Source organism: Flavonifractor plautii ATCC 29863 (assembly GCF_000239295.1).
GTDB lineage: Bacteria > Bacillota > Clostridia > Oscillospirales > Oscillospiraceae > Flavonifractor > Flavonifractor plautii.
This window is the reverse complement of sequence record NZ_JH417845.1, coordinates 1-21,932: the sequence shown is the minus strand read 5'-3', so window position 1 is coordinate 21,932 and position 21,932 is coordinate 1. Positions and strand designations below refer to the sequence as shown.

The window sequence follows — 21,932 nt, the reverse complement described above, 5'->3', positions numbered from 1 at the left end:
GATCACTCCTTCTGACGGGGGTCGTAGAGGGGCAGCATGATCTGGAACCGGGCCCCCTCCCCGTCGCGGCTCTCCAGGCGCAGGCGGCCCAGGTGGCTGCGGACGATCTTCCGCACATAGTACAGGCCCATGCCCCAGTTGTAATTGGTGTTTTTGCTGGTGACAAAGGGCTCGAAAATCTTGCCCTGGCGCTCCGGCGGGATGCCCGGGCCGTTGTCCTCCACCTCCAGCACGGTCCACATGCGCTCGGCGCGGACACGAAGCACCACCTGCGGCTCCTCCCGCCCCGCCTGAACGGCCGCCTCATACCCATTGCACAGCAGGTTGCACACCGCCTCGCTCAGGTGGCTGAGATCCGCCAGCACCAATCGGTCGGTGCCCACATCCAGGCGAACCGGCTGGCCGGGGTACTTGCCGTGAAACCGCTCCACCGCCGCCTCCACCAGCCCCTCCACCGGCACGGCCGTGAGGGCAATGGAGTTGTTCTTGACCGTGCGGTAGAGCTCGTCCATCCTCCGCAGCATTCCCTCGTTCAGCTCGTTGAGCTGAACGGCGCAGGCGCGCACCTGCGCCATGTCCGGAGGGTCCCCCGCCAAAGCCCGGGACAGCTTCTTGTGGAGCACCCGGCTGGACAGGAGCTGGTTCTTTACCCCGTGGACAAAGACGGATACTCCGGTGCCCGCCGCGTCGAACTTCCGCTTGAGGATCATATCCTGCCGGGTGTCGTCATAGGTAAGCTGGGTATAGCGCACCAGATTGTAGCTGCCCAGCACCACAAAGAACACCGTGCACAGACCCAGGATGATCCACCCCAGGGCGGGCAGCGCCCCGCTGATGTAGCTGCTGATGCCCAGGCGGATATACTCGGAGATGAACATGTTGTAGATCTGTGCCGGGTCCTTGCTGGCGTAGAGCAGGTAGAGGGTGGAGATACTGGCGAAGGAGAGCAGCACATAGCGGGTGTTGCGCTTGAAAACTGGCATGGTGGTGGCATGGTACTCCTGGAAAAACAGCAGACCCGCCGCCGCCAGATAAAGGATGATCCAGGCCAGCGAAACGTGAATGGTCAGCGGCAGGAGCCAGAAGCGCCCACTCACCACCGTGCGAAACACGGCCGGATAATAATAAACGAGGGACAATGCCGGTACCACACATGCCGCAAGGCGCAGGCTTTTCATCCTGCGCCGGAGGGCCGGGATCATGGTGGCCTCCAGTGCGGCCTGTAGGGCAAACAGGGGAAACAGGGAGCGGCCTACTGCCACCACATAGCCCAGCCGGTCCATAGGGATTGGAAGCGCATGGAGCCACACCTGCAGCTTTGGAACCAGAAACAGGAACTCCCGCTGTTGGGCTGCTGTGCCGCCGATGGCCGCGATATAGACAATGATGCCCGCAAACATGACCAGGTTACACACACTCATGCCCAGCAAATACAGGGAGAGCGAGTCCTTACGCCGCAGAGCCACATACAGCGATGTGGCCAGACACAGTATCAGTACGAGAATCAGCACGGTGCCTCTCCCCCCTGCGTGGATTCACTTCTTTATTATATCGCGTTCTCTCCGCCAGTGCAACGCATAACACAAAGAGCGCCGGGGCTCCGCCAAATACGGAGCCCCGGCGGGGTTGGCAGTCATTTACTTCGCGGCGCTGTAGGCGTCGTAAGCCTCCTGCATTACATCAAAGAGCACATAGTCCTCCACAGGAACATTCTCGGTAATGGTGCCATTATCCAGGAAAATGCCCTGCTGGGTCTCATAGACCGTCTTGATGGCATCCATGTCGCCGCAGACCTCGGTGATGGTCTGCCAGTCGGCCTCGCCAACTGCGGCCAGCATGGTGTCCTCGGGGGCGTCCAGCTCCTTGGCCAGCAACTTGGCCATCTCCTCGGGATGGGCAGCGCGCCAGTCATGAGCCTTGTCCAGGGCCTGGGCAAAACGCACCAGGATGTCGTGGTTGGCCTCGGCGTACTCAGGGGTACAAATGTAGCTGGAGGGGAAGATGGCGCTGTCCAGGAAGTCGGCGTTGGTGCCCAGATCCACGTAGTTGTCGCCCAGAGCGTTCTGCAGGGTGACGGTATTGGGGGACCAGGAGGCGGCGGCGTCAATCTGCCCGGAGATCATGGCGGTGGTCATCCCGTCCACGGTCATCTCTACGGTGTTGATATCATCCATGGTCATGCCGGCACGGGCCAGGGCCTGCTCCAGAATAATCTCAGAGGAGGTACCGGAGGACACAGCAACGGTCTTGCCCTTCAGATCCTCGATGGTTTCAATGCCCTTGGCCTTGTTGCCCACCACCACATCGGACAGGGAGGTGGTGTGATCCATCTGGAAGATTTTTGCCTCGCCCTGAATGCACAGCTTATGGGCACCGTGGCCGATCTGGGAAATGTCAATGTCGCCGGAGGCCATGGCGGCAATTTCGGCGGGGCCGCCCTGGAACTCAAAGGTCTCAACGGTCAGGCCCACTTCCTCAAAGTAGCCCTGCTCAATGCCCACAAACAGGGAGCCGGCGGAGCCCAGGTTGGGCATGTACGCCACGCGGACGGTGGCGGGCTCATAGGTGGGGGTGTCGGCCGCGGGGGTCTCGGTGCCGATGGCAGGGGACTCGGTGTTGGGCGCTGGGGAATCATTGTTGGCGGGAGTCCCGCAGGCGGCCAGGGAGAATACCATTCCGCAGGCCAGTGCAAGAGAGAGCAGTTTCTTCTTCATGATAGTTCCTCCTTAATTATTTATGATGATCCGGCTCATCCCGGAACAATCATACTTACTTGCGGACAGAGAGGTACTCCTGATAGACCTGACTCCAGATGTGATTCTTCAGTTCCAGGAATCGAGGACTCATCTTGGTCTCCTGATCGCGGGGATAGGGGATGTCGATGTCCACAATCTCCTTGACACGGCCGGGGCGGGCACACATGATGACCACCCGCTGGGCCAGAATGATGGCCTCCTCTACGTCGTGGGTGATGAAGAAGCAGGTCTTCTGCTCCTTCTCCCAGGTGTTGAGCAGCTCCTGCTGGAGTTGGGTACGGGTCTGTGCGTCCAGGGCGCCGAAAGGCTCATCCATCAGCAGCACCTTGGGATTGACCGCGTAGGCGCGGGCGATGGCGACGCGCTGCTTCATGCCGCCGGAGAGCTCTTTGGGGTAGGCCTTGGCGAAGCCCTCCAGATCCACCATCTTCAAATACTTGTGGGCCAGCTCCTCGGCCTCCTCCTTGCTCTTACCCTGGAGCTTAAGCCCAAACTGGACGTTCTTCTCCACGGTGAGCCAGGGAAACAGGGCGTACTGCTGGAACACGATGCCACGGTCGGGGCCGGGACCTGTAACCTCTGCGCCATCTACCAAAACCTTGCCCTCGGTAGGGGTCTCCAGTCCGCCGATAATATTGAGCAAGGTGGACTTACCGCAGCCGGAAGGGCCGACAACACAGATAAACTCATTTTCATGAATATCCATATCCACGCCGTTGAGGGCCACCATCTCACCGTTGCGGCCGTTAAACTTCTTGACGACGTGGTCGATATGTACCTTTACTGCTGAATGGTTTCCTGCCATCCCGTAAACCTCCTCTCAAGGAATTTCACAATCTTCTCAAAGCAGATGCCGATAATACCCAGAAGAATGATTCCCATGAGCATTACGTCCATCTGGTAGTATCCATTGGCCTGCTGAATCATCATGCCGATGCCCTTGTCGCCGCCCACAATCTCAGAGGCCATCAGAGTGGTCATAGAGGTGGACAGGCCCAGCCGGGCCGCGACCAGGATGAAGGGAGTGGAGGCCGGGATGGTGATTTTAAAGAAAATATCCTTCTGCTTGGCGCCCAGTACACGGGCCGCCTTGATCAGGGTGGTGTCCACTCCCTTGACGCCCTGATAGATGGTGATAACCATGACCAGGAACGCGGCGATGAAGATGACGGTGACCTTACTGACCTGGCCTACACCCAGTGCTGCGATGATCAGGAACACATAGGCCAGCGGGGGGATGTTGCGGATAAACTGAATCCAGGGCTCCACCACGTGGCGAAAGGGGTCATACCACGCCATGAGGAAAGCCACCGGGATAGATACTACAAACGCGATGGCAAAGCCGGACAGTACACGGGACAGACTGGCCCACACATGGCCCCACAAAACGCCGCTGGCGGCCTTACTGATAAAGGCATCCACCACAGCTTTCGGTGTAGCGAACACCAGTGGCCACGTATAGGCGGCGAACAGCCAGATTGCAATCGCAACGGCCAGTGAAATGAGCACCCATACCCAGTTGGGTATTTTGCTCCAGAAAGACGATTTTTTCAGTCGCATCGAAACCGAGCCTCCTTTGTTGCTTCTCAGTATACAAAAACCAGCCGGTTTCGAAAAGTATGAAGTTTTATCATACTTTCCCGGTACTGCGGTAAAAAACGGCCGGAGCAAACGCTCCGGCCGGGTTCATTGGGAACCGCAGGTTCATAACAGCCGTGCCATGGACGGCAGCTCCGGCCCCAGCAGGGGCCGGCACCAGCCGCAGAAGGCTTCGGTCACGTCGGTGCCGCCGGCGGTGAGGTACTCCGCCGGGAGCACCCGCTCGCCCAGCATGACCTCCTCGATGGGCACCAGGAAGGTCTCGCAGCGGTAGGGCGCGGAGGACAGGCGGCGGAAGGCCACCATCTGCCCCGTCTCCCCGGCCAGCACCGCCCGGCAGGCCGCGCGGCCCGCCTCCTCGGCTTCGGCGGCATCCACCGGGGACTGCCAGGCGATGGAGGCCCGGGCCAGGATGCCCGGCTTCTCGCTGCGGGCCTTGATGCCCAGCCGCCGCACCACCAGCTGCGCCAGGTGGGAGGACACATCTCCGAAGTACGTGGAGCGCCCGGTCTGGAAGATGGGGGGCACGATGGGCTTGCCCTCGTCGTCGTGGAGACCCTCGCTGGCCACCACGACCACGCCGCCCAGCTTGCGGTACATATCGCCCACCCTGTCCAGGAACTCGTCCTCATGAAACGGCCGCTCGGGAGGGTAGAGCAGGTGGGGCGCGTCGCCCTCCTGCTCCCGGGCCAGGGCGGCGGCGGCCGTGGTCCAGCCCGCGTTGCGGCCCAGAGCCTCCAGCACCACCACGTGGATGGGCAGGCTGCGCACGTCCACCCCCAGTTCCCGCACCGTGCCCGCCATGTAGCGGGCCACGCTGCCGAAGCCGGGGCAGTGGTCAGTGACGGCGATGTCGTTGTCCATGGTCTTGGGGATGCCCATGACGGAGATCCCCCTGTCCCGGCACACCGCCGCCAGCTTGCCGCAGGCGTCCATGGTGCCGTTGCCGCCGTTCATCAGCACGTAGCGGATGCGCTTCTCCGCCAGGATATCCGCCATGCGGGCGTAGTCCTCCGCCTCCAGGGCGTCCCGGGAGGTGCCGATGGCGGTGGCGGGGGTGGTGGGCAGCCGCTCCAGCTCCTCCTCGGGCACAGAGCCGAAGTCCAGCAGCTTCTCCTTCAGCAGTCCGCCGGTGCCGCCCACAGCGCCGTAAACATGCTCCACCAGGCCGCTGGCCTGGGCCTCCCGGACCGCCCCATACAGGGAGCAGTTGAGCACGGCGGTGGGGCCGCCCCCGTGAATGATGATCAGGTTCTCCTTCAATGGGGTTCCCTCCTCGTTTTCAGTCCATTTCGTCTCATTATAATGCCGTCCGCCAAAATCCACAAGGAGGATTTCTCGTCATACCTTTTGACAAAGAAGGGGGTGCGCACCAGGCTGGCGCGCACCCCCCTCTTGAACTCCGCTACCGGGCCGCACGGGCGGCCAGGGCCACCCAGCCGTTCTGCTCCCGCCGCTCAAACACGGCCAGGCCATTCCGCTCCAGGGCGGCCTCCACCTCGCCGGCCCGGGTGTCGATGATGCCGGAGCACAGGAACACCCCGTCCGTGTCCAGGAATTCCCCCGCCCGGGCGGACAGGGGTATGATCACGTCGGCCACGATGTTGGCCAGCACCAGGGCGTACTTCTGCCGGGCCAGCTCGGCCACCAGGGCCCCGTCGGTGAGGACATTGCCCGCCCGCACGGTATAGCGGTCCCGCCCGATGCCGTTGAGGGCGGCATTCTCGTAGGCCACGTCCACCGCCTTGGGATCAATATCCACTGCCGCCGCCGCGGAAGCCCCCAGGACCAGGGCGGCGATGGAGAGGATACCGCTGCCGCAGCCCAGATCCAGCACCGGCTTTCCGGGGACGGTGTACCGCTCCAGCCCCATGAGGCAGAGCTGGGTGGAGGCGTGGCTCCCGGTGCCGAAGGTGAGGCCGGGATTGAGGTACAGGGGCGCTTTCCCCGCCGGGACGGGCTCTCCCCGCTCCCACTCGGGCACGATGTAGAGCCTCTCCCCCACCGGCATGGGCTTGTAGTACTTCTGCCAGGAGTGGGCCCAGTCGTTGTCCCCCAGACTGGCGAGCGAATAGGGTTGGTCGATGCCCGCCAGCCATCCCTCAAGCTGCTTCCGGCCGTCGGCGTCGTCGGTGATGTAGAACTTCACCCGGCAGATGCCCTTCATGCGGGCCAGCAGGCCGTCGTCCACGTAGTCCCAGTACTGGTGGTTCTGCTCCAGAAAGGTCTTGAAGTCCTCCTCGTCCTCGATGGCCAGCCCGGTGACCCCATTGCCGGTAAGCCGGGCGCACAGGGCGTCCAGCTCCGCCTCGGTGGTGTCCAGGGTCACTTCCAGCCACTTCACGTCCTCCATCAGCGGTGCCTCCCCAGGAAGAACAGGGCCACGGTGCCCGGGCCGGAGTGGGCACCGATGACGGGGCCCACGTTGTTGAGCACCACGGTCTGCACGCCGAAGCGGCGCTTCACGTCCTCGGCCACCTTGTTGGCGTCCTCCTCGCAGTCGCCGTGGCTGATGAAGACGGTCTGGCCCGCGGGGTCGATGGCGGTCTCCGCCATGTGGTCCACCAGGGCCTTGAGGGATGCATTGCGGCCCCGGGCGGTGCCCACCTTTGTCAGGTGGCCCTCGTCGTCCACATGCATGACAGGCTTGATGGACAGCATGGTGCCCAGTACGGCGGTCGCGGAGGAAATGCGGCCGCCCCGCTTGAGGAAGTGGAGGTCGTCCACCGTAAACCAGTGGCACAGGTGAAGTTTGTTCTCCTCCAGCCAGTCCCGCACCGCGCCGATGCCCCTGCCCTCGTTCTTCATGCGGGCGGCGTACCACACCAGCAGGCCCTGGCCCAGGGAGGCGCACAGGGAGTCCACCACATACACCTTCCGCTCCGGATACTGCTCGGAGAGCTCCTGGGCGGCGATCTGGGCGGAGTGGCAGGTGGCGGACAGGCCGGAGGAGAAGGCCACCACCAGCACGTCCCTCCCCTCCTTCAGGTGGGGCTCTATGGTCTCGGTGAAGTCGGACACATTGACCGCCGAGGTGGTGGCCATCTCCCCCTCCCGGAGCTGGCGGTAGAAGTCCTTCGGGTCGATCTCCCGGTTGTCCGGCCAGTTGCGGTAGGTCTTGTTCCTCATGGTAAAGGACAGGGGCAGCACCTCCACCCCCAGTTCCTTTACCAGCGCGTCCGTCAGATCGGCCGACGAGTCGGTCAGCAGGACATAATCATTCATCTGCAAATTACCTCCAGTATTCACACATACCGGGCACGCCCGGTTATTTTCGGTTCTTCTCCGGCTGGGGCCGCCGCTCCCGCAGCAGTTCCAGAATCCGCTGACAGGCCAGCCGGTCGGCATAGCTGCGCAGAGCGAGGGCCAGGGCCAGGCCGGGCAGCTCCTCCGCCTCGGCGCTGCCGTCCAGGCTGCCCGCCGTCACGTCCAGCGCCCGGTCCAGCTCCTCCCGAAACTGTTCGTACAGCTTCTGGGGCGGCCGCCCCTCCGACGCGGCAGCCAGCAGCAGCCCCGCGTCCTTCACCGAGAGCACCTGCTTGAGGGCGCACAGGGCGGTCAGATAGGCCAGGTGGGTGCGGGAGTACCGCTTTCCCTCGGCCCGGGGCATGGCCCCGTCCTTGATGTAGTTGTTGACCATGGCGGAGGTAAGGCTCTCCCCCTCCCCATAGTGGATGAGCTGACGGGGCATATAGGAAATGAGCTGGTCCATATACAGGCCGATGTCGGGAAATGCCTCCCACTCCACCGGGCGCTCACGCTCGAGGCGCTCCTTCAGCTCGCGGATTTCCTCCACGGACGCCTCCTCCTTTCTGGTTTCAAACATGACGTATCAAAATATTGGTGTTATTATATCACATCGGTTTTCGGTAAGTAAAGGCCCGCAGGGCATGAAAAAGGGCCGCTATGGTCACATAACAAAATTATGTGACCATAGCGGCCCCCGATGCGGTTACATCTCCCAGTCGGCGTAGTCCTCCGCCTCGGAGTCGTCCACAGCGGCGGTGGACAGGCCAGGCAGCATGCCTCTCAGCTTGGCCACCACGGCCATGATCTTGTCCCAGTAGAGCACCGCCGCATAGAGCAGCGCGCCCAGGACGGCCAGCAGGGAAAAGAGCTTCACAAGGGCCCCGAACAACTTCTTCATGGACAGAAAGCCTCCTTCTGCGTTGACACTCTGTGCCGTATGCTTCCAGTGTACACGTTTCCGGTGCAAAATACAAGTGTCCCCTCCCACTTTCTTGAAACTTTTTTCCCTTGTAATTTGAGGCAAAATAGAATACAATAAGAGAACAAATGGGATCCATTCTGCCCCCGCTCCGGCGGGTGTACGCTTGCATTTTCCCACGGAAAGGAAGGATGCGTCCATGAAGCTCCAAACCGAAAAGGGCGAGATCACCATCAGCAGCGACGTGTTCACCAACATCACCGGTGCGGCTGCCACCAACTGCTACGGCGTCAAGGGCATGGCGATGCGCTCCAAGACGGACGGTCTGGTGCATCTGCTGCGCCGGGAGTCCATGGGTAAGGGCGTCAAGGTCACTTACAACGAGGACTCCTCCGTCTCCATCGAGCTGCATATTATGGTGGACAACGGGGTGAACCTGATGGCGGTGAGCCGCTCCATCATGAGCGAGGTTCGCTATATCGTCAGCCGCACCACGGGCGCCGAGGTGCGCAGCGTGGATGTGTGCATCGACTCCATGGTCATCGGCTGAAACGGCCCGCGCCCATCGAAAGGAAGGAACAACCGATATGAGAGAGAGCATTGACGGAGCGTCGTTTGCCCAGGCCATGATCCATGCGGCGGCCTCCCTCAATCTGCAGAAGCAGCAGATCAACGAACTCAACGTCTTCCCCGTGCCCGACGGGGACACCGGCACCAACATGAGCCTGACCCTCGGCACCGCCGCGGCGGAGCTGCGCAAGAAGCAGCCCCGCACCGTGGGGGAGGCCGCCGCCACCAACGCCTCCGCCCTGCTGCGGGGCGCCCGGGGCAACTCCGGCGTCATCCTGTCCCTGCTCTTCCGCGGCTTTGCCAAGGCGGTCAAGGACAAGGACACCATCGACGGCCGCGATCTGGCCATCGCCCTGGATTTCGGCGTGGCCGCCGCCTACAAGGCGGTGATGAAGCCCGCCGAGGGCACCATCCTCACCGTCTCCCGCCTGACGGCGGCCAGGGCCGCCGACGCAGCCCGCCAGACCCCCAACGACCCGGAGGCCGTGCTGGAGGCCGCCATCGCCGAGGGGCAGCTCGCCCTGGAGCACACCACCGAGATGAACCCCGTCCTGAAGAAGGCCGGTGTGGTGGACGCCGGCGGCAAGGGCTTCCTGGTGATCCTCCAGGGCATGCTGGACTCCCTGCGGGGCGTGCCCATGCCCGAGGGGGACAGCGAGGGGGAGGCGAAGGTGGAGAGCAAGACCGACTACGCGGCCATTGCCGCGGAGGAGATCACCTTCACCTTCGACACCGTGTTCATTGTCCGCAAAACCTCTCCCCACAAGGGGCTGGAGGCCTTTGAGGCCTATCTGAACAGCATCGGCGACAGTCTGGTCATCGGCGAGGACGACGACTGCTTCAAGGTCCACGTCCACACCGACATTCCCGGCGCTGCCCTCACCGAGGCTCAGAAGTACGGCACCCTGGAGCTGGCCAAGATTGAGAACATGCGCACCCAGGCGGAGGATCTGGCCGCCGGCCGCCACATCCAGAGCACCGACGATCTGGACGCGGTGGAGGCCGAGCTGGAGGGGAATCACGGGGCACGGAAGATCGCCCCGCCGGAGAAGAAGTACGGCGTGGTGGCCGTGGCGGCGGGCGACGGCCTGGCCGCGGTGTTCCGCGACTTGGGGGCCGACGGCGTCATCAGCGGCGGCCAGACCATGAACCCCTCCACCGACGACATCCTGCGGGAGATCGACGCTACCCCCGCCGAGGTGGTCTTCGTCCTGCCCAACAACAAGAACATCATCATGGCGGCCGAGCAGTGCGTCCGCCTGGTGGAGGGCAAGCAGGTGGTGGTGCTCCCCACCAAGACGATCCCCCAGGGCATCTCCGCCCTGATGGTGATGGATCCCGAGGCGGAGGTAGAGGACAACCGCGCCGCCATGGCGGAGGCCATCGGCCGGGTACACACCTCCGAGATTACCTACGCCGCCCGGGACAGCGACTTCGACGGCTTTGCCATCAAGCGGGGCGACTACCTGGCCCTGACGGAGCACCAGCTCTTCGGCACTGACCGCAAGCTGGAGAAGCTGCTCCGCCGTCTGGCGGAGGCCGAGGCCCAGCAGAGCGCCGAGTTTATCAACATCTTCTACGGCGAGGATGTCAGTGAGAAGGAGGCCCAGAAGGCCCTCAAGCTCTTTACCGAGTGCTGTCCCAACGCCGAGATCACCCTGCTTTCCGGCGGTCAGCCTGTCTATTACTATATGATCTCCGCCGAATAAGCCCACGCAAACAAGAAAAAGGTACGCCCCGCGGGGCGTACCTTTTTTGTGTTTCTGCATCAGAGCACCTTGGACAAAAACTCTCTGGTGCGCTCCTCCTTCGGATTGGCAAAGAAGGCGTGGGGCTCGTTCTGCTCCAGAATGTGTCCGCCGTCCATGAACAGGACGCGGGAGCCCACCTCCCGGGCGAAGCCCATCTCGTGGGTGACCACCACCATGGTCATGCCCTCGTCGGCCAGCTCCTTCATGACCTCCAGAACCTCGCCCACCATCTCGGGGTCCAGGGCGGAGGTGGGCTCATCAAAGAGCATGACCTTGGGCTTCATGGCCAGGGCCCGCACGATGGCGATGCGCTGCTTCTGCCCGCCGGAGAGCTGAATGGGATAGGAGTCCGCCCGGTCCTTGAGACCCACCCGGTCCAGCAGCTTCTCCGCTTCGGCGTCGGCCTCCTCCTGGCTCATGAGCTTGGTCTTGACCGGGGCCAGGGTGATATTTTTCCGAATCGTCATGTTGGGGAACAGGTTGAAGTGTTGGAACACCATGCCCATCTGGCGGCGGATGGCATTGATGTCGGTCTTGCGGTCGTTGATCACGATCCCCTCAAAGGAGATTGTGCCGGAGGTGGGGGTCTCCAGCAGGTTCATGCAGCGCAGGAAGGTGGACTTTCCGGAGCCGGAGGGCCCGATGATGACCACCTTTTCCCCCTGCTCGATGGTCTCGGAGATATCGTCCAGAACCAGGTTCTTTCCAAAGCGCTTGGTCAGGTGTTCAACGGCGATCACTTTCCCTCAGCCTCCTTTCCATTTTGGCAAAGATGACGGAAAGTACCTTCGTAATGCAGAAGTAGACGACGGCAATGATAATCAGCGGCGGCATGGCGTCCATGGTACGGCTCTGTACCGTGGAATATGCCTTGGTCAGGTCGGTCATACCGATGTACCCCACCACGGCGGTCTCCTTCACCAGCACAATAAACTCGCTGGCATAGGTGGGCAGGCAGTTCTTGATGCCCTGGGGGAAGATGATGCTCCACATCGTCTGTCCGTGGGTCAGGCCCAAGCTGCGTCCCGCCTCCATCTGCCCCTTGTCCACCGCAAGGATGCCGGAGCGGAAAATCTCCGCCGTATAGGCCGCGGAGTTGAGGCCGAAGGCGATGATGCCCACCGCTGTCTTGTTGGTCCAGGTGACCAGCACCACGAAGTAAATAAACATGAGCTGCACCACCACGGGGATGCCGCGGATGACGTCGATGTACGCCTTGGCAGGGCCGCGCAGAATCCTGTACCGGGAAATTTTCATCAAACAGAGGAGCATTCCCAGCACCGTGCTGATGCAGATGGCGCCGAGGGTAATGGCCAGTGTGTTCCCCAGGCCGGAGAGATAGAGCTTCCAGCGGTCGGCGGCGACAAACGCCAGGTAGAAGCGGTCACCCAGCTTGGCAAGCTCTTGTAGAAACAGCTCCACCGAAAAACCTCCTTTTTCGTTTTTTCCAAAACACAGGGAGAGCCTGCGCCGCCCAATGCGGCGCAGGCTTTCCACTTTTTAGTTGGCTTTGTTTATTTCAGCACCACGATCGCCTGGGTAGCCTCGTAGTACTCGTTGGTGAAGTCCATGACCTGCTGCTTCTCCTCGGTGATGGAGATGCCGGCGGCCAGGAAGTCCACCTTGCCGCTTTGCAGGGCGCCGGGCAGGGCGTCGAAGTCCATGTTCTCAATCTCCAGATCATAGCCCATGGTGGCGCACAGGTACTTGGCGTAGTCGATATCGAAGCCCATCAGGGTCTCGCCGTCGTCGCCCACGTACTCAAAGGGCTCGAACTCGGCATTGGTGCCCATGGTCAGGGTGCCCTTGGACTCATAGGAGGGCAGCTCGGGCAGCTCTACATCCTCGTTGGAAATGTGCTTCTGCACCAGCAGGTCGTAGGTGCCGTTCTCGTTCAGGGTCTCCATGGCGGCGTTGAACTCCTCGGTGAGCTCGGAGCCCTTGGGCAGGCCGATGGCATAGGCCTCCTTGGTGTCGGAGGCGGCGAAGGGCAGGATCATCATTTTGTCGGCGTTGGCCTCCACCAGCTTCTGGGCGGGCAGGGAATCCACCACCACGCAGTCCACGCGGCCGTTGAGCAGCTCCATGCCGCAGGCAGTGACCGCCTTGAAGCGGCTGACTGTGGCATCGGGGTAAGTATCGCTCACCAGTGCGTCGCCGGTGGTGCCCTCCTGTACCGCGATCTTGGCGGTAGCCAGGGCGTCAGCGGAGGTCCAGTTGGCGGGACTGTCGGCGGCGGGAGCGCCGCTTTCTGCCACAGGGGGCGTGCTGCCGGCGGGGGTTTCGTTGGTGTCGTCGCTGCCTCCGGAGCAGGCGGTCAGCAGACCGAGGGACAGAACTGCGGTCAGGCCGAGGGCGGCCAGCTTCTTACTTTTCATAGTGCATTCTCTCCTATTCCTTGTGTGCCCTGCGTGGGCTTTTTTGATGTTCTTATTATACACTATATTCATAAAAATGCAATATTTATTCATTCGTCAAAGCACACAAAAAAGAAAGGGCGGAGCCATGCGGCTCCGCCCTTTTGTCCAATCAGAGAGAAATTTAACCCTTGGTAGCGTGGAAGAACAGGAAGTTGCCCAGCGGGGTGTAGTACATACCGTGGACATCGTCCGCCACCATGTAAGGCTGAGAGTAATAATACAGGGGGGCAATGGCCTGGTCCTCGCCCACGAGCAGATCCTCGGCCTGGTGCATCAGCTCCATACGGCCAGCAGCGTCGGAGTCGCTCAGGACCTTGGTCATGATGGCGTCGTACTCCGCGTTGGAGTAGTGAGCGTCGTTGTTGCCGTTGTCGGTCATAAACATATCCAGGAAGGACACGGGGTCGTTGTAGTCGGCAATCCAGCCGTTGCGGCAGATGCTGTAGTCGCCCTTGGAACGGGTCTCCAGGAACACGTTCCAGTCCTGGTTATTCAGAGTGACCTCAACGCCCAGGACGTTCTTCCACATGGACTGGAGGGCCTCGGCCACGGCCTGGTGCTTGTCGTCGGTGTTGTACAGGTAGGTGGTCTCGGGGAAGCCCACGCCGTTCTCATAACCGGCCTCGGCCAGCAGCTTCCGGGCCTCCTCGCAGTTGGCCTCATAGTCGTCCTTGGACACGCTCCAGTAGCTGCCGCCCACAGTGCGGAAATCGTCGCCGGAGGTACCCTCGGCGTCTACCACGCTTACGGGCACCCAGGCGTCAGCGGCAATCTCGCCGGCCTGCGTCACTTGCTCCACGATGTAGTTGCGGTCGATAGCCAGGGAGAAAGCCTTGCGCACCAGGGGATTGTTGAAGGGCTCCTTGGTGTTGTTGAAGCAGGCGTAGTAGCTGCCCAGATAGTCGCCGGGGATCACGGTGCCGTCAGTCAGCAGCGTGGCCATCTCATCCGGGGGAGGATTCTGCATGTAGTCCAGGTCGCCGTTCTTGAACGCGGTGAGCTGGGCGTTGGCATCGTCCATCAGCTTGAAGGTCAGCTTCTCCAGGGTGATGTTGGAGGCATCATAGTAGTTCTCGTTGGGCACCATGACGATCTCGGCGTCGTGGGTCCAGGAGGCCATCTTGAACGCGCCGTTGGTCACATAGGTGCTGGGATCCTGGGTCCAGGTGGCGTTGCCCTCCACGATGTCCTCACGCAGAGGCATGCAGTTGGGGAACGCGCAGATGTCCAGGAAGTAAGGGCAGTTGTAGGTCAGAGTGACCTCAAAGGTGTGCTCGTCGGGAGCGGCGACGCCCAGCTCCTCCTTGGGCAGCTCGCCGGCGATGATCTCGTTGGCGTTCTTTACCATGGCGATAATGGTGTTGTAGGGAGAGGCGGTGGCGGGATCCACCAGGCGGCGCCAGGAGTACACGAAGTCGTTGGCGGTCACGGGCTGGCCGTCAGACCACTTGGCATCCTCACGCAGCTTGAAGGTGTAGGTATAGGTACCGTCCTCATTCGGAGTGACAGTGGGCTCCTCGGCGGCCATGCCGGGCTCCAGCACGGCGGTAGCGCCGTTGCGCCCGTCGCCGGAGGGATCGCTGTCCACCCACTTGTAGAGGCCCTCAAACAGGTGGGTAATCATAACGTTGCCGTCCACAGTACGGTTCATGCTGGGATCCATGGTCTCGGGCTCGGACGCGAAGCACACGTTCAGCTCGTTCGCAGCACCGGTGGTGCCGGTCTCCACGGGAGTGCTCCCCTCGGGAGCCGGGGTGGTCTGGGTATCTCCGGTGCCGCAGCCGGCCAGCAGGGACACGGACAGCGCAGCGGTCAGGCCCAGAGCAAGGACTCTGCTCTTCTTCATTCGCTTTGTACCTCCAATCAATTGTGATCCTCTATTTTGTACCAAAATGCCCAAAAGCATTGATACACTATGTATCGCTGCCCCGTTCCGGGGCAGCGGACAGGGGTACCCCTGTCCATTGCAAAAATACATTTGTCTTTAATAGTCTACATTATAGCACATGGCAGACGCTTTGTAAAGCCGCACTTTACCAGATACTGTCTGCTCCAAATCACGGCAAGGCTCTGAAATCAGCCCAGCAGATGACAGCCAGCCCAGTAAAGTCACGGACATTTCCTGCGGGAAATGTGTCGCTTCGCTTCAACGCCGCGCCTTCCAGGGGGAACCAGTTCCCCCTGGACACGCGCCTGCGGCGGGATACCCCCGCCGCTGGCAAAACCACTGATGCCGGGACTCCGCTTACCCCAGCAGATGGCACGCGGCCCAGTAAAGGCGCGGACATTTCCTGCGGGAAATGTGTCGCTTCGCTTCAACGCCGCGCCTTCCAGGGGGAACCAGTTCCCCCTGGATACGCGCCTGCGGCGCGATACCCCCTCCGCTCTCCGAGGGGGACCGAAACCGACCGTCACGTAGGGCGGGGGCTTGCCCCCGCCGTCGGCAAAACCACTGTGCCGGAACCTCGCTTACCCCAGCAGATGGCACGCAGCCCAGTGCCCAGGCGCGTGCTCCTTGAACTCCGGCACGGCCTCCTTGCACTTGTCGGTGGCGTAAGGGCAGCGGGTGTGGAACCGGCAGCCCTTGGGCGGGTGCATGGGGGAGGGAATATCGCCCTCCAGCACGATGCGCTGGCGCTGGCGGCTGACCTCGGGGTCTGGCACCGGAACGGCGGAAAGCAGGGTCTTGGTGTAGGGGTGGAGAGGATTCTTGTTGAGCTCATAGCTCTCGGCCAGCTCCACCAGGGAGCCCAGGTACATGACGCCGATGCGGTTGGAGATATGGCGCACCACCGACAGGTCGTGGGCAATGAACAGGTACGTCAGGCCCAGCTCCTGCTGCATGTCCTCCAGCATGTTGACCACCTGGGACTGGATGGACACATCCAGAGCGGAGATGGGCTCGTCGCAGACGATGAACTCGGGCTTGACTGCCAGGGCGCGGGCAATGCCCACGCGCTGCTGCTGGCCGCCGGAGAACTCGTGGGGATAGCGGTTTGCGTGCTCGGTGTTCAGACCCACCATGCCCAGCAGCTCTTTGATCCGGTCGGTGCGCTCGGCCTTTGAGGAGCAGAGCTTATGGATGTCCAGAGCCTCGCCGATGATCTCGCCCACTGTCATGCGGGGGTCCAGAGAGGCGGAGGGGTCCTGGAAGATAATCTGCATCTTGCGGCGGTAGGGCAGCATATTGACCTGCCTGCACTTGGGAACCTTGACGTGCTGCTTCTCACCGTTCTCACCGGCGGGCCAGGGGTCCTGTCCCTCGAAAATGGTTTCGCCGCCGTACTCGATGCGGCCGGAGGTGGGGGTGTAGAGCTGGAGAATGGTTCGGCCCAGGGTGGTCTTGCCGCAGCCGGACTCGCCCACCAGACCCAGGGTCTCGCCCCGGCGGATAAAGAGGGACACGTCCTCCACCGCCTGGACGCCGGGCCCGTGAACGCCCTTGACCGGAAAGTATTTTTTCAGGTGGTCCACTTGAACCAGGATGTCATTCTTCTCACTCACGGCCGCTCACCTCCTGATCCTGTACCGGCTTCTCCTGTCCGGCCTTGTCGAGCTGATCCTGCACCCGCAGCCAGCAGGCGGAGCGGTGGCCCTCGCCCAGCTCCACGTAGGGGGGCATCTTCTGCAGGCAGATCTTCATGGCATGCTCACACCGGGGGGCGAAGGGGCAGCCCTCGGGGGGATTGAGCATGTCCACGGGCGTACCCTCGATGGGGATCAGCCGCTCATAGCTCTCGGCGTCCACGCGGGGCATGGAGCGCAGCAGGCCCACGGTGTAGGGGTGGCCGGGCTTGTAGAAGATGTCGTCTACCGGCCCCTGCTCCACGATCTTGCCGGCATACATGACGGAGACCTTGTCGCAGATCTCAGCTACCACGCCCAGGTTGTGGGTGATGAAGATAATGCCCATGTGAGTCTTCTTCTGGAGCTCCTTCATGAGCTCCAGAATCTGGGCCTGAATGGTCACGTCCAGAGCAGTGGTGGGCTCGTCGGCAATCAGCAGCTTGGGGTGGCAGATGAGGCCCATGGCGATCATGACACGCTGGCGCATGCCGCCGGAGAACTCGTGAGGGTACTGCTTCATCCGCTTGGCCACGTTGTTGATGCCCACCAGCTCCAGCATCTCCATGGCCCGCTTGGCGGCGTCGGCCTTGGAGATTTTCTTGTCGTGGGCCCGCAGGGCCTCGATGAGCTGGTTGCCCACGGTGTAAACGGGATTGAGGCAGGTCATTGGGTTCTGGAAAATCATGGCCACCTCGCTGCCCCGGAAGGAGGCCATCTCCTTCTTGCTGAAGGCCAGGACATCCCGGCCCTCGAAGGTGATGGAACCGCCGATGACCTTGCCGGGGGACTGGAGCAGGCCCATGATGGAGTAAGCCTCCTGGCTCTTGCCGGAGCCGGACTCGCCCACAATGCCCATGACCTCGTCGTAATCCAGGTCATAGCTGATGCCGCTGACGGCCTTGACCTCACCTGCGGGGGTAAAGAAGGAGACCCGCAGATCCTTGACTTCCAGCAGCTTGCCGGACTTTTCGTTCTGTTCCATTGATTGTCTCCTCCTCTCTTATTTCTTCAGACGGGGATCCAGGGCGTCCCGCAGGCCGTCGCCAAACAGGTTGAAGGACAGGATCATAATGCTGATGATGATAGCGGGAATGATCAAACGGTAGGGGTAGGTGCTGATGCCGCCCAGCGCGTCGGAGCACATGGAGCCCAGGCTGGTCAGGGGAGCCAGCACGCCCACGCCCAGGAAGGACATGAAGGACTCTGTGAAGATGGCGGACGGGATCTGCAGGCAGGTGGTGGCCACGATCTGGCCGATGCAGTTGGGCAGCAGGTGCCGCTTGATGATCCGGCCGCTGGAGGCGCCCAGGGCACGGGCCGCGGTCACGTATTCCTGTTTCTTGAGGGTGAGGATCTGGCCGCGGATGATGCGGCTCATACCCACCCAATACAGGCAGGCAAAGGCAATGAACATGCCCATCAGGTTGGGGCCCACCTTCTTAAAGAACTCCGCCAGGAAGAAGCCCTGGTGGTCGGTGATGAACTGGGTGACATGGGGGCCCATGGCCGTGGCGATGAGCAGGATGATCAGCACGTCAGGCAGGGAGTAGATAACGTCCACGATGCGCTGCATGACCACATCCACCGTACCGCCGAAGAAGCCGGAGATGGAGCCGTAGAGCGCACCAATGACCAGCACGATCAGCGCGGCGGTGAGGCCGATGATCATGGACACTCGGGTGGCAAACATGGTGCGCACCATGATATCGCGGCCGTAGCGGTCGGTGCCGAACACATGGGGGAACACCTTCTCGCCGTCGGCGATGCGCTGCAGCTCGTCGTTGGAGTAGCCGAAGGGCTGGGCGGAGTAGCCCAGGGCCTTGTAGATCTCCTCCTCGCTCATACCCTCGTACTCGGCGCCGCCGCCGGCCTTGGCCTGGGCGCGGATGAGCGCCTTGTCCTTGCTGCTGAGCTCCTCGCCGCGGGCGGCCGCCTCCGCTTCAGCGGCGGCAACGGCCTCGTCGGGGTCCTGGGAGGAGGTGGCCTCCTTATAGGCCTGTTGGGCCTCAAGGGAGTAATGCCAGGGGTAGAGGTTCTCTGCGCCGGCGTTGAACTGGTCGTATCCGTAGGGTACCAGCATGGGGCCAACAAAAGCGAACAGCACCAACAGTACAATCACGCCCAGGGCCACCATGGCCACCACGTTCTTGCGCAGGCGGCGCCAGGCATCCGCCCAGTAGGATACGCTCTTGCGCTGCTGGATGAAGTCCTCCTTCTCCCCGCTGGTAGCCGGGGCGAAGTCCGCCGCCGTCAGGTCGTTCAGCTCCAGCAGGGGGTCCACATCGGGCTGAAGGGAGCCAAAGACAGCTTTTTTCTGTTTCTCTGCCATTTTTACTCTCCTTTCGTCAGATCGATGCGGGGGTCCACCACGCGGTAGAGGATGTCAACCACCAGGTTCATGATGACCACCAGGGTCGCCAGGAAGATGGTGGTGCCCATGATGATGAAGTAGTCGCGGTTCTGCACGGACTGCACCAGATAGCGGCCCAGGCCGGGAATGGTGTAGACGGTCTCCACCACGAAGCCGCCCACCAGGGTGAAGGCGGTGAGGGGGCCCAGGTAGGTGATGACGGGGATGACACCATTGCGCAGGGCGTGCTTGAAGATGATCCTGGGGGTCAGCAGGCCCTTGGCCCGCGCGGTCTTGATATAGTCCTGGCCCAGGGCGTCCAGCATGGAGGAGCGGGTCAGGCGGGCAATATAGCACATGGGGTAAAGGCCCAGGGCCAGACAGGGCATCAGGTAGGCCTTGGCCCCCTGGGAGGCGTCAAAAATAACGTTGATGCCCATGAATTTAAAGGGCGCCCCATCATTGCAGAAAAGCATCAGCAGGAAGGTGGCCACCACGAAGCCGGGCATGGACACACCCAGGGTACACACCACCCGTAAGACGCTGTCTACCCATTTCCCACGGTTATAGGCCGCCAGACAGCCCAATGGTATGCCCACCGCCACGGCCCATACCAGGGCGATGACGCCGATCTTTGCGGAGAGGGGGAACTTCTCCGTGATGATGTCCAGCACCGGACGGTCCTTCTGCATCTTCAGGGAGACACCGAAGTCCTGGTCCACGATGACTCCCTTGAGGTAGCGCAGCATCTGAACCCCAAGGGGGTCATCCATCCCGTACTTGGCCTCCATGGCCGCCTTCTGCTCCGGCGTAATCTTTTCGTCGTTGAACGGGCTGCCCGGCACGGACATCATCAGGACGAAGGTGACGCAGGCAACGACCAGAATGGTGATGAGGGCCATGATCACCCGTTTCACAATGTATTTTGCCATTCTTTCACTTCCCATATTATTCTCTGTTCACGCAATCGAAACTGCCCCATCGTAAGTGTTTCTCCATTTTATCGTAATTTGTCCCATGCGTCAAGAGTATGGCCCTCCAAATTTGATGGAAACTCCCCCTAATCTTGCATGTGTCCTTCATACAAAGACAATTTTCCGCTTATCTGTCCACATATTATTTCGCTGTCAGACGCTTTTCGAGTTGTGCCAGCCAAAAAACCGCCTTTTTTCATAGTGTGGAATTTAAATATTCCGTATATTATTCACCTATTCGCCCTCTTTATGCAATTTCGGCCGGGCATGCAATTCCCACCGCTTGAATCGCTTTTCTGCATAAATTGCAAAAAGGCGGGCACGGACCGATGTCCGCGCCCGCCATGGGCTCCGCTCAGTCGAAGCCCAGGCCCATATAGCCGTGGGTGCCCTCCCCCCAGAGCGCCCGCTTTTCGGCGCTGTACCACTTAATCATACCGAAGGGCTGGAGGTAGCTACCCTTCATGCCATCCCATAGTGCAGGGGTGCGCACATAGCAGCGCGCCCCGGGGAGCACCCGTTCCAGCGCCGCCAGCCCGCGGCCCATCTTGTCCGGGGACAGCAGCAGCTCCTTGAACAGCACACTCTCCCCGTCGGTGTACTCGGCGGCGGCGCAGCCCTCCGCGCCGTCCACGCTCAACCGGTACAGCCCGCCCCCCGACAGGCGGCCCATGCCCTGCTGGTAGCGGATCAGCTCTTCCGGGTAGTCCACGGCGGGCGCCCCCTCCAGCAGGCGGCGCCGGATGGTGTTGTACTCCCCCGGCTCCACGGGTTCTGCCCGGTCGCCCTCCGCCGCGGGCTGGAGCATGCTCTTGAGCAGCTCCAGCTTCCGGGTGGAAAAGCAGGGCGCAAAGCCCACCGTCCCGAAGAATTTGAACAGGCTTGGCTCGGCGGGCACAGTGGTAACGCAGTCCGCTCCCCGCTCGGCCAGATAGCCGTCCACGAAGCGGAGAAGCTGCCGGCCGTAGCCCTTGCTGCGCGCCCCGGGGTCGGTGGCCAGGGCGTAGATATACCAGCCCGAGGCGGTTCCGCCGCCGGGCAGGGTCAACGTCTGGGGCAGCAGGGCCAGCATGGAGGCCAGCCGCCCCTCCTCCACCACCTCAAGAACGTCGGCTGAGGCCCCGCAGCACTCGTAGAACCAGTCGATATAGCGGTCCTCGTCCCCGAAGGCCGCCTTCCACAGCGCCTTCTGGGCCGGAACCTCCTCCGGACGGCCGGGACGCATCTCCAACATAAGCTGCTCCTTTCTTATCGCTTCAAAAACCGTCACTTCATAACCGCCGTGTGCTTTTCCACCATCAGGTCGGGGTAATAGCTCTGCTTGGCTTTGCGCAGGCCCTCCACGCCCATGTCGTCCTCCCGGTTGAGGTACCGGATCTCCGGGTGGCGGGCCCGCACCCAGCGGGCGAACTCCCGGTTGATCATGGCGTAGGCCCCCTGAAGCTCGCCGTAGGCCTTCTCGAAGTGCACGTCGTAGGTGTCGGCGGACAGCCTGTCACCGATGGTGAAGGCCACCACCTCGCCGTATACCCGGATGAGGCCGCCCTCAAGGCCCAGCTCCTCATAGTGCTCCATGGCGGTGCGCAGGGCAATTCCCTCGTCTCCCAGATCCCGCTCCTCGGCGTCTCCCTCCCGCTGGAGGGAGCGGCGGTACCACTCCTTGTCCATCTCCAGGCACTCGGGCAGGGTGGCCGGGGTGATCTCCTCGTAGGTCCAGGTGGGGTTGTTCTCTACAAAGCGGTTTAAAATGGTACCTATAGAAAGGACAGTACTCTGA

Annotated in this window: 21 protein-coding genes; 2 read left to right on the top strand and 19 right to left on the bottom strand. The window is 61.9% G+C overall.

What is annotated here, in order from left to right:
- Positions 1-2 precede the first annotated feature (2 nt).
- The 9 genes from HMPREF0372_RS16960 to HMPREF0372_RS16920 all read right to left on the bottom strand — a co-directional run bounded on the left by HMPREF0372_RS16960 (position 3) and on the right by HMPREF0372_RS16920 (position 8,502).
- Complete coding sequence (locus HMPREF0372_RS16960; RefSeq protein ID WP_007495187.1) at positions 3-1,511, bottom strand: sensor histidine kinase; 1,509 nt, start codon at positions 1,509-1,511, stop codon at positions 3-5.
- 126 nt (positions 1,512-1,637) lie between these two features.
- The gene (locus HMPREF0372_RS16955) at positions 1,638-2,714 is read right to left on the bottom strand and encodes an ABC transporter substrate-binding protein (protein WP_007495185.1); all 1,077 of its coding nucleotides are present in this window, start codon (positions 2,712-2,714) and stop codon (positions 1,638-1,640) included.
- Positions 2,715-2,769: 55 nt separating this feature from the next.
- Entirely contained in the window at positions 2,770-3,561 is a 792-nt protein-coding gene (locus tag HMPREF0372_RS16950; protein ID WP_007495183.1) for an ABC transporter ATP-binding protein, read from the bottom strand.
- Positions 3,537-4,316, bottom strand: a complete 780-nt coding sequence (locus HMPREF0372_RS16945) for an ABC transporter permease (RefSeq protein ID WP_007495181.1) — start codon at positions 4,314-4,316, stop codon at positions 3,537-3,539. The genes HMPREF0372_RS16950 and HMPREF0372_RS16945 overlap by 25 nt, the downstream gene beginning before the upstream one ends.
- Positions 4,317-4,460: 144 nt before the next feature.
- Positions 4,461-5,618 (bottom strand): diphosphate--fructose-6-phosphate 1-phosphotransferase, encoded by a 1,158-nt coding sequence (locus HMPREF0372_RS16940; RefSeq protein WP_009259647.1) that lies wholly within the window; start codon positions 5,616-5,618, stop codon positions 4,461-4,463.
- A gap of 142 nt (positions 5,619-5,760) precedes the next feature.
- Positions 5,761-6,708 carry a 50S ribosomal protein L11 methyltransferase gene (prmA, locus tag HMPREF0372_RS16935; RefSeq protein ID WP_007495178.1) on the bottom strand — a complete coding sequence of 316 codons (948 nt, stop codon included), beginning with the start codon at positions 6,706-6,708 and terminating at the stop codon, positions 5,761-5,763.
- Positions 6,708-7,580 carry a DegV family protein gene (locus tag HMPREF0372_RS16930; RefSeq protein WP_007495176.1) on the bottom strand — a complete coding sequence of 291 codons (873 nt, stop codon included), beginning with the start codon at positions 7,578-7,580 and terminating at the stop codon, positions 6,708-6,710. The genes prmA and HMPREF0372_RS16930 overlap by 1 nt, the downstream gene beginning before the upstream one ends.
- 43 nt (positions 7,581-7,623) lie before the next feature.
- Positions 7,624-8,151, bottom strand: coding sequence for a DUF1836 domain-containing protein (locus tag HMPREF0372_RS16925; RefSeq protein WP_009259649.1), 528 nt, complete (start codon positions 8,149-8,151; stop codon positions 7,624-7,626).
- A gap of 156 nt (positions 8,152-8,307) precedes the next feature.
- Positions 8,308-8,502 carry a hypothetical protein gene (locus HMPREF0372_RS16920; RefSeq protein WP_009259650.1) on the bottom strand — a complete coding sequence of 65 codons (195 nt, stop codon included), beginning with the start codon at positions 8,500-8,502 and terminating at the stop codon, positions 8,308-8,310.
- Between the two features lie 220 nt (positions 8,503-8,722).
- Here HMPREF0372_RS16920 and HMPREF0372_RS16915 point away from each other — a divergent pair, with 220 nt between their 5' ends.
- Complete coding sequence (locus HMPREF0372_RS16915; protein WP_007495170.1) at positions 8,723-9,073, top strand: Asp23/Gls24 family envelope stress response protein; 351 nt, start codon at positions 8,723-8,725, stop codon at positions 9,071-9,073.
- 37 nt (positions 9,074-9,110) lie between these two features.
- Positions 9,111-10,802: a DAK2 domain-containing protein gene (locus HMPREF0372_RS16910; protein ID WP_007495166.1), complete on the top strand. Its 1,692-nt coding sequence runs from the start codon at positions 9,111-9,113 to the stop codon at positions 10,800-10,802.
- Positions 10,803-10,861: 59 nt separating this feature from the next.
- Here HMPREF0372_RS16910 and HMPREF0372_RS16905 read toward each other — a convergent pair whose 3' ends face one another.
- The 10 genes from HMPREF0372_RS16905 to HMPREF0372_RS16860 all read right to left on the bottom strand — a co-directional run.
- On the bottom strand, positions 10,862-11,584 hold the full coding sequence (locus tag HMPREF0372_RS16905) for an amino acid ABC transporter ATP-binding protein (RefSeq protein WP_007495163.1): 723 nt from the start codon (positions 11,582-11,584) through the stop codon (positions 10,862-10,864).
- A complete protein-coding gene (locus HMPREF0372_RS16900; protein WP_007495161.1) occupies positions 11,571-12,266 on the bottom strand; it encodes an amino acid ABC transporter permease in 696 nt (231 codons plus the stop codon). The genes HMPREF0372_RS16905 and HMPREF0372_RS16900 overlap by 14 nt, the downstream gene beginning before the upstream one ends.
- A 92-nt stretch (positions 12,267-12,358) precedes the next feature.
- Entirely contained in the window at positions 12,359-13,222 is an 864-nt protein-coding gene (locus HMPREF0372_RS16895; RefSeq protein ID WP_039997926.1) for a transporter substrate-binding domain-containing protein, read from the bottom strand.
- 163 nt (positions 13,223-13,385) lie between these two features.
- On the bottom strand, positions 13,386-15,110 hold the full coding sequence (locus HMPREF0372_RS16890; RefSeq protein ID WP_007495157.1) for a peptide ABC transporter substrate-binding protein: 1,725 nt from the start codon (positions 15,108-15,110) through the stop codon (positions 13,386-13,388).
- 623 nt (positions 15,111-15,733) lie between these two features.
- Positions 15,734-16,768, bottom strand: coding sequence for an ABC transporter ATP-binding protein (locus HMPREF0372_RS16885; RefSeq protein ID WP_007495153.1), 1,035 nt, complete (start codon positions 16,766-16,768; stop codon positions 15,734-15,736).
- Positions 16,761-17,813, bottom strand: a complete 1,053-nt coding sequence (locus tag HMPREF0372_RS16880; protein WP_007495151.1) for an ABC transporter ATP-binding protein — start codon at positions 17,811-17,813, stop codon at positions 16,761-16,763. The genes HMPREF0372_RS16885 and HMPREF0372_RS16880 overlap by 8 nt, the downstream gene beginning before the upstream one ends.
- Before the next feature lie 18 nt (positions 17,814-17,831).
- Positions 17,832-19,160, bottom strand: coding sequence for an ABC transporter permease (locus HMPREF0372_RS16875; protein WP_007495149.1), 1,329 nt, complete (start codon positions 19,158-19,160; stop codon positions 17,832-17,834).
- A gap of 2 nt (positions 19,161-19,162) precedes the next feature.
- Complete coding sequence (locus HMPREF0372_RS16870) at positions 19,163-20,113, bottom strand: ABC transporter permease (protein ID WP_007495147.1); 951 nt, start codon at positions 20,111-20,113, stop codon at positions 19,163-19,165.
- A 397-nt stretch (positions 20,114-20,510) separates the two neighbouring features.
- The gene (locus HMPREF0372_RS16865; RefSeq protein ID WP_035300426.1) at positions 20,511-21,389 is read right to left on the bottom strand and encodes a GNAT family N-acetyltransferase; all 879 of its coding nucleotides are present in this window, start codon (positions 21,387-21,389) and stop codon (positions 20,511-20,513) included.
- A 32-nt stretch (positions 21,390-21,421) separates the two neighbouring features.
- Positions 21,422-21,932, bottom strand: a 511-nt coding sequence (locus HMPREF0372_RS16860; RefSeq protein WP_007495143.1) for a DUF2156 domain-containing protein, incomplete at its 5' end; no start/stop codon positions are given.

Bases quoted from the DNA above. Each gene is read 5' to 3' on its own strand.
- HMPREF0372_RS16955 (WP_007495185.1), bottom strand. From the start codon at position 2,714: ATGAAGAAGAAACTGCTCTCTCTTGCACTGGCCTGCGGAATGGTATTC.
- HMPREF0372_RS16950 (WP_007495183.1), bottom strand. From the start codon at position 3,561: ATGGCAGGAAACCATTCAGCAGTAAAGGTACATATCGACCACGTCGTC.
- HMPREF0372_RS16945 (WP_007495181.1), bottom strand. From the start codon at position 4,316: ATGCGACTGAAAAAATCGTCTTTCTGGAGCAAAATACCCAACTGGGTA.
- prmA (WP_007495178.1), bottom strand. From the start codon at position 6,708: ATGGAGGACGTGAAGTGGCTGGAAGTGACCCTGGACACCACCGAGGCG.
- HMPREF0372_RS16930 (WP_007495176.1), bottom strand. From the start codon at position 7,580: ATGAATGATTATGTCCTGCTGACCGACTCGTCGGCCGATCTGACGGAC.
- HMPREF0372_RS16920 (WP_009259650.1), bottom strand. From the start codon at position 8,502: ATGAAGAAGTTGTTCGGGGCCCTTGTGAAGCTCTTTTCCCTGCTGGCC.
- HMPREF0372_RS16915 (WP_007495170.1), top strand. From the start codon at position 8,723: ATGAAGCTCCAAACCGAAAAGGGCGAGATCACCATCAGCAGCGACGTG.
- HMPREF0372_RS16910 (WP_007495166.1), top strand. From the start codon at position 9,111: ATGAGAGAGAGCATTGACGGAGCGTCGTTTGCCCAGGCCATGATCCAT.
- HMPREF0372_RS16895 (WP_039997926.1), bottom strand. From the start codon at position 13,222: ATGAAAAGTAAGAAGCTGGCCGCCCTCGGCCTGACCGCAGTTCTGTCC.
- HMPREF0372_RS16890 (WP_007495157.1), bottom strand. From the start codon at position 15,110: ATGAAGAAGAGCAGAGTCCTTGCTCTGGGCCTGACCGCTGCGCTGTCC.
- HMPREF0372_RS16880 (WP_007495151.1), bottom strand. From the start codon at position 17,813: ATGGAACAGAACGAAAAGTCCGGCAAGCTGCTGGAAGTCAAGGATCTG.
- HMPREF0372_RS16875 (WP_007495149.1), bottom strand. From the start codon at position 19,160: ATGGCAGAGAAACAGAAAAAAGCTGTCTTTGGCTCCCTTCAGCCCGAT.
- HMPREF0372_RS16870 (WP_007495147.1), bottom strand. From the start codon at position 20,113: ATGGCAAAATACATTGTGAAACGGGTGATCATGGCCCTCATCACCATT.
- HMPREF0372_RS16865 (WP_035300426.1), bottom strand. From the start codon at position 21,389: ATGTTGGAGATGCGTCCCGGCCGTCCGGAGGAGGTTCCGGCCCAGAAG.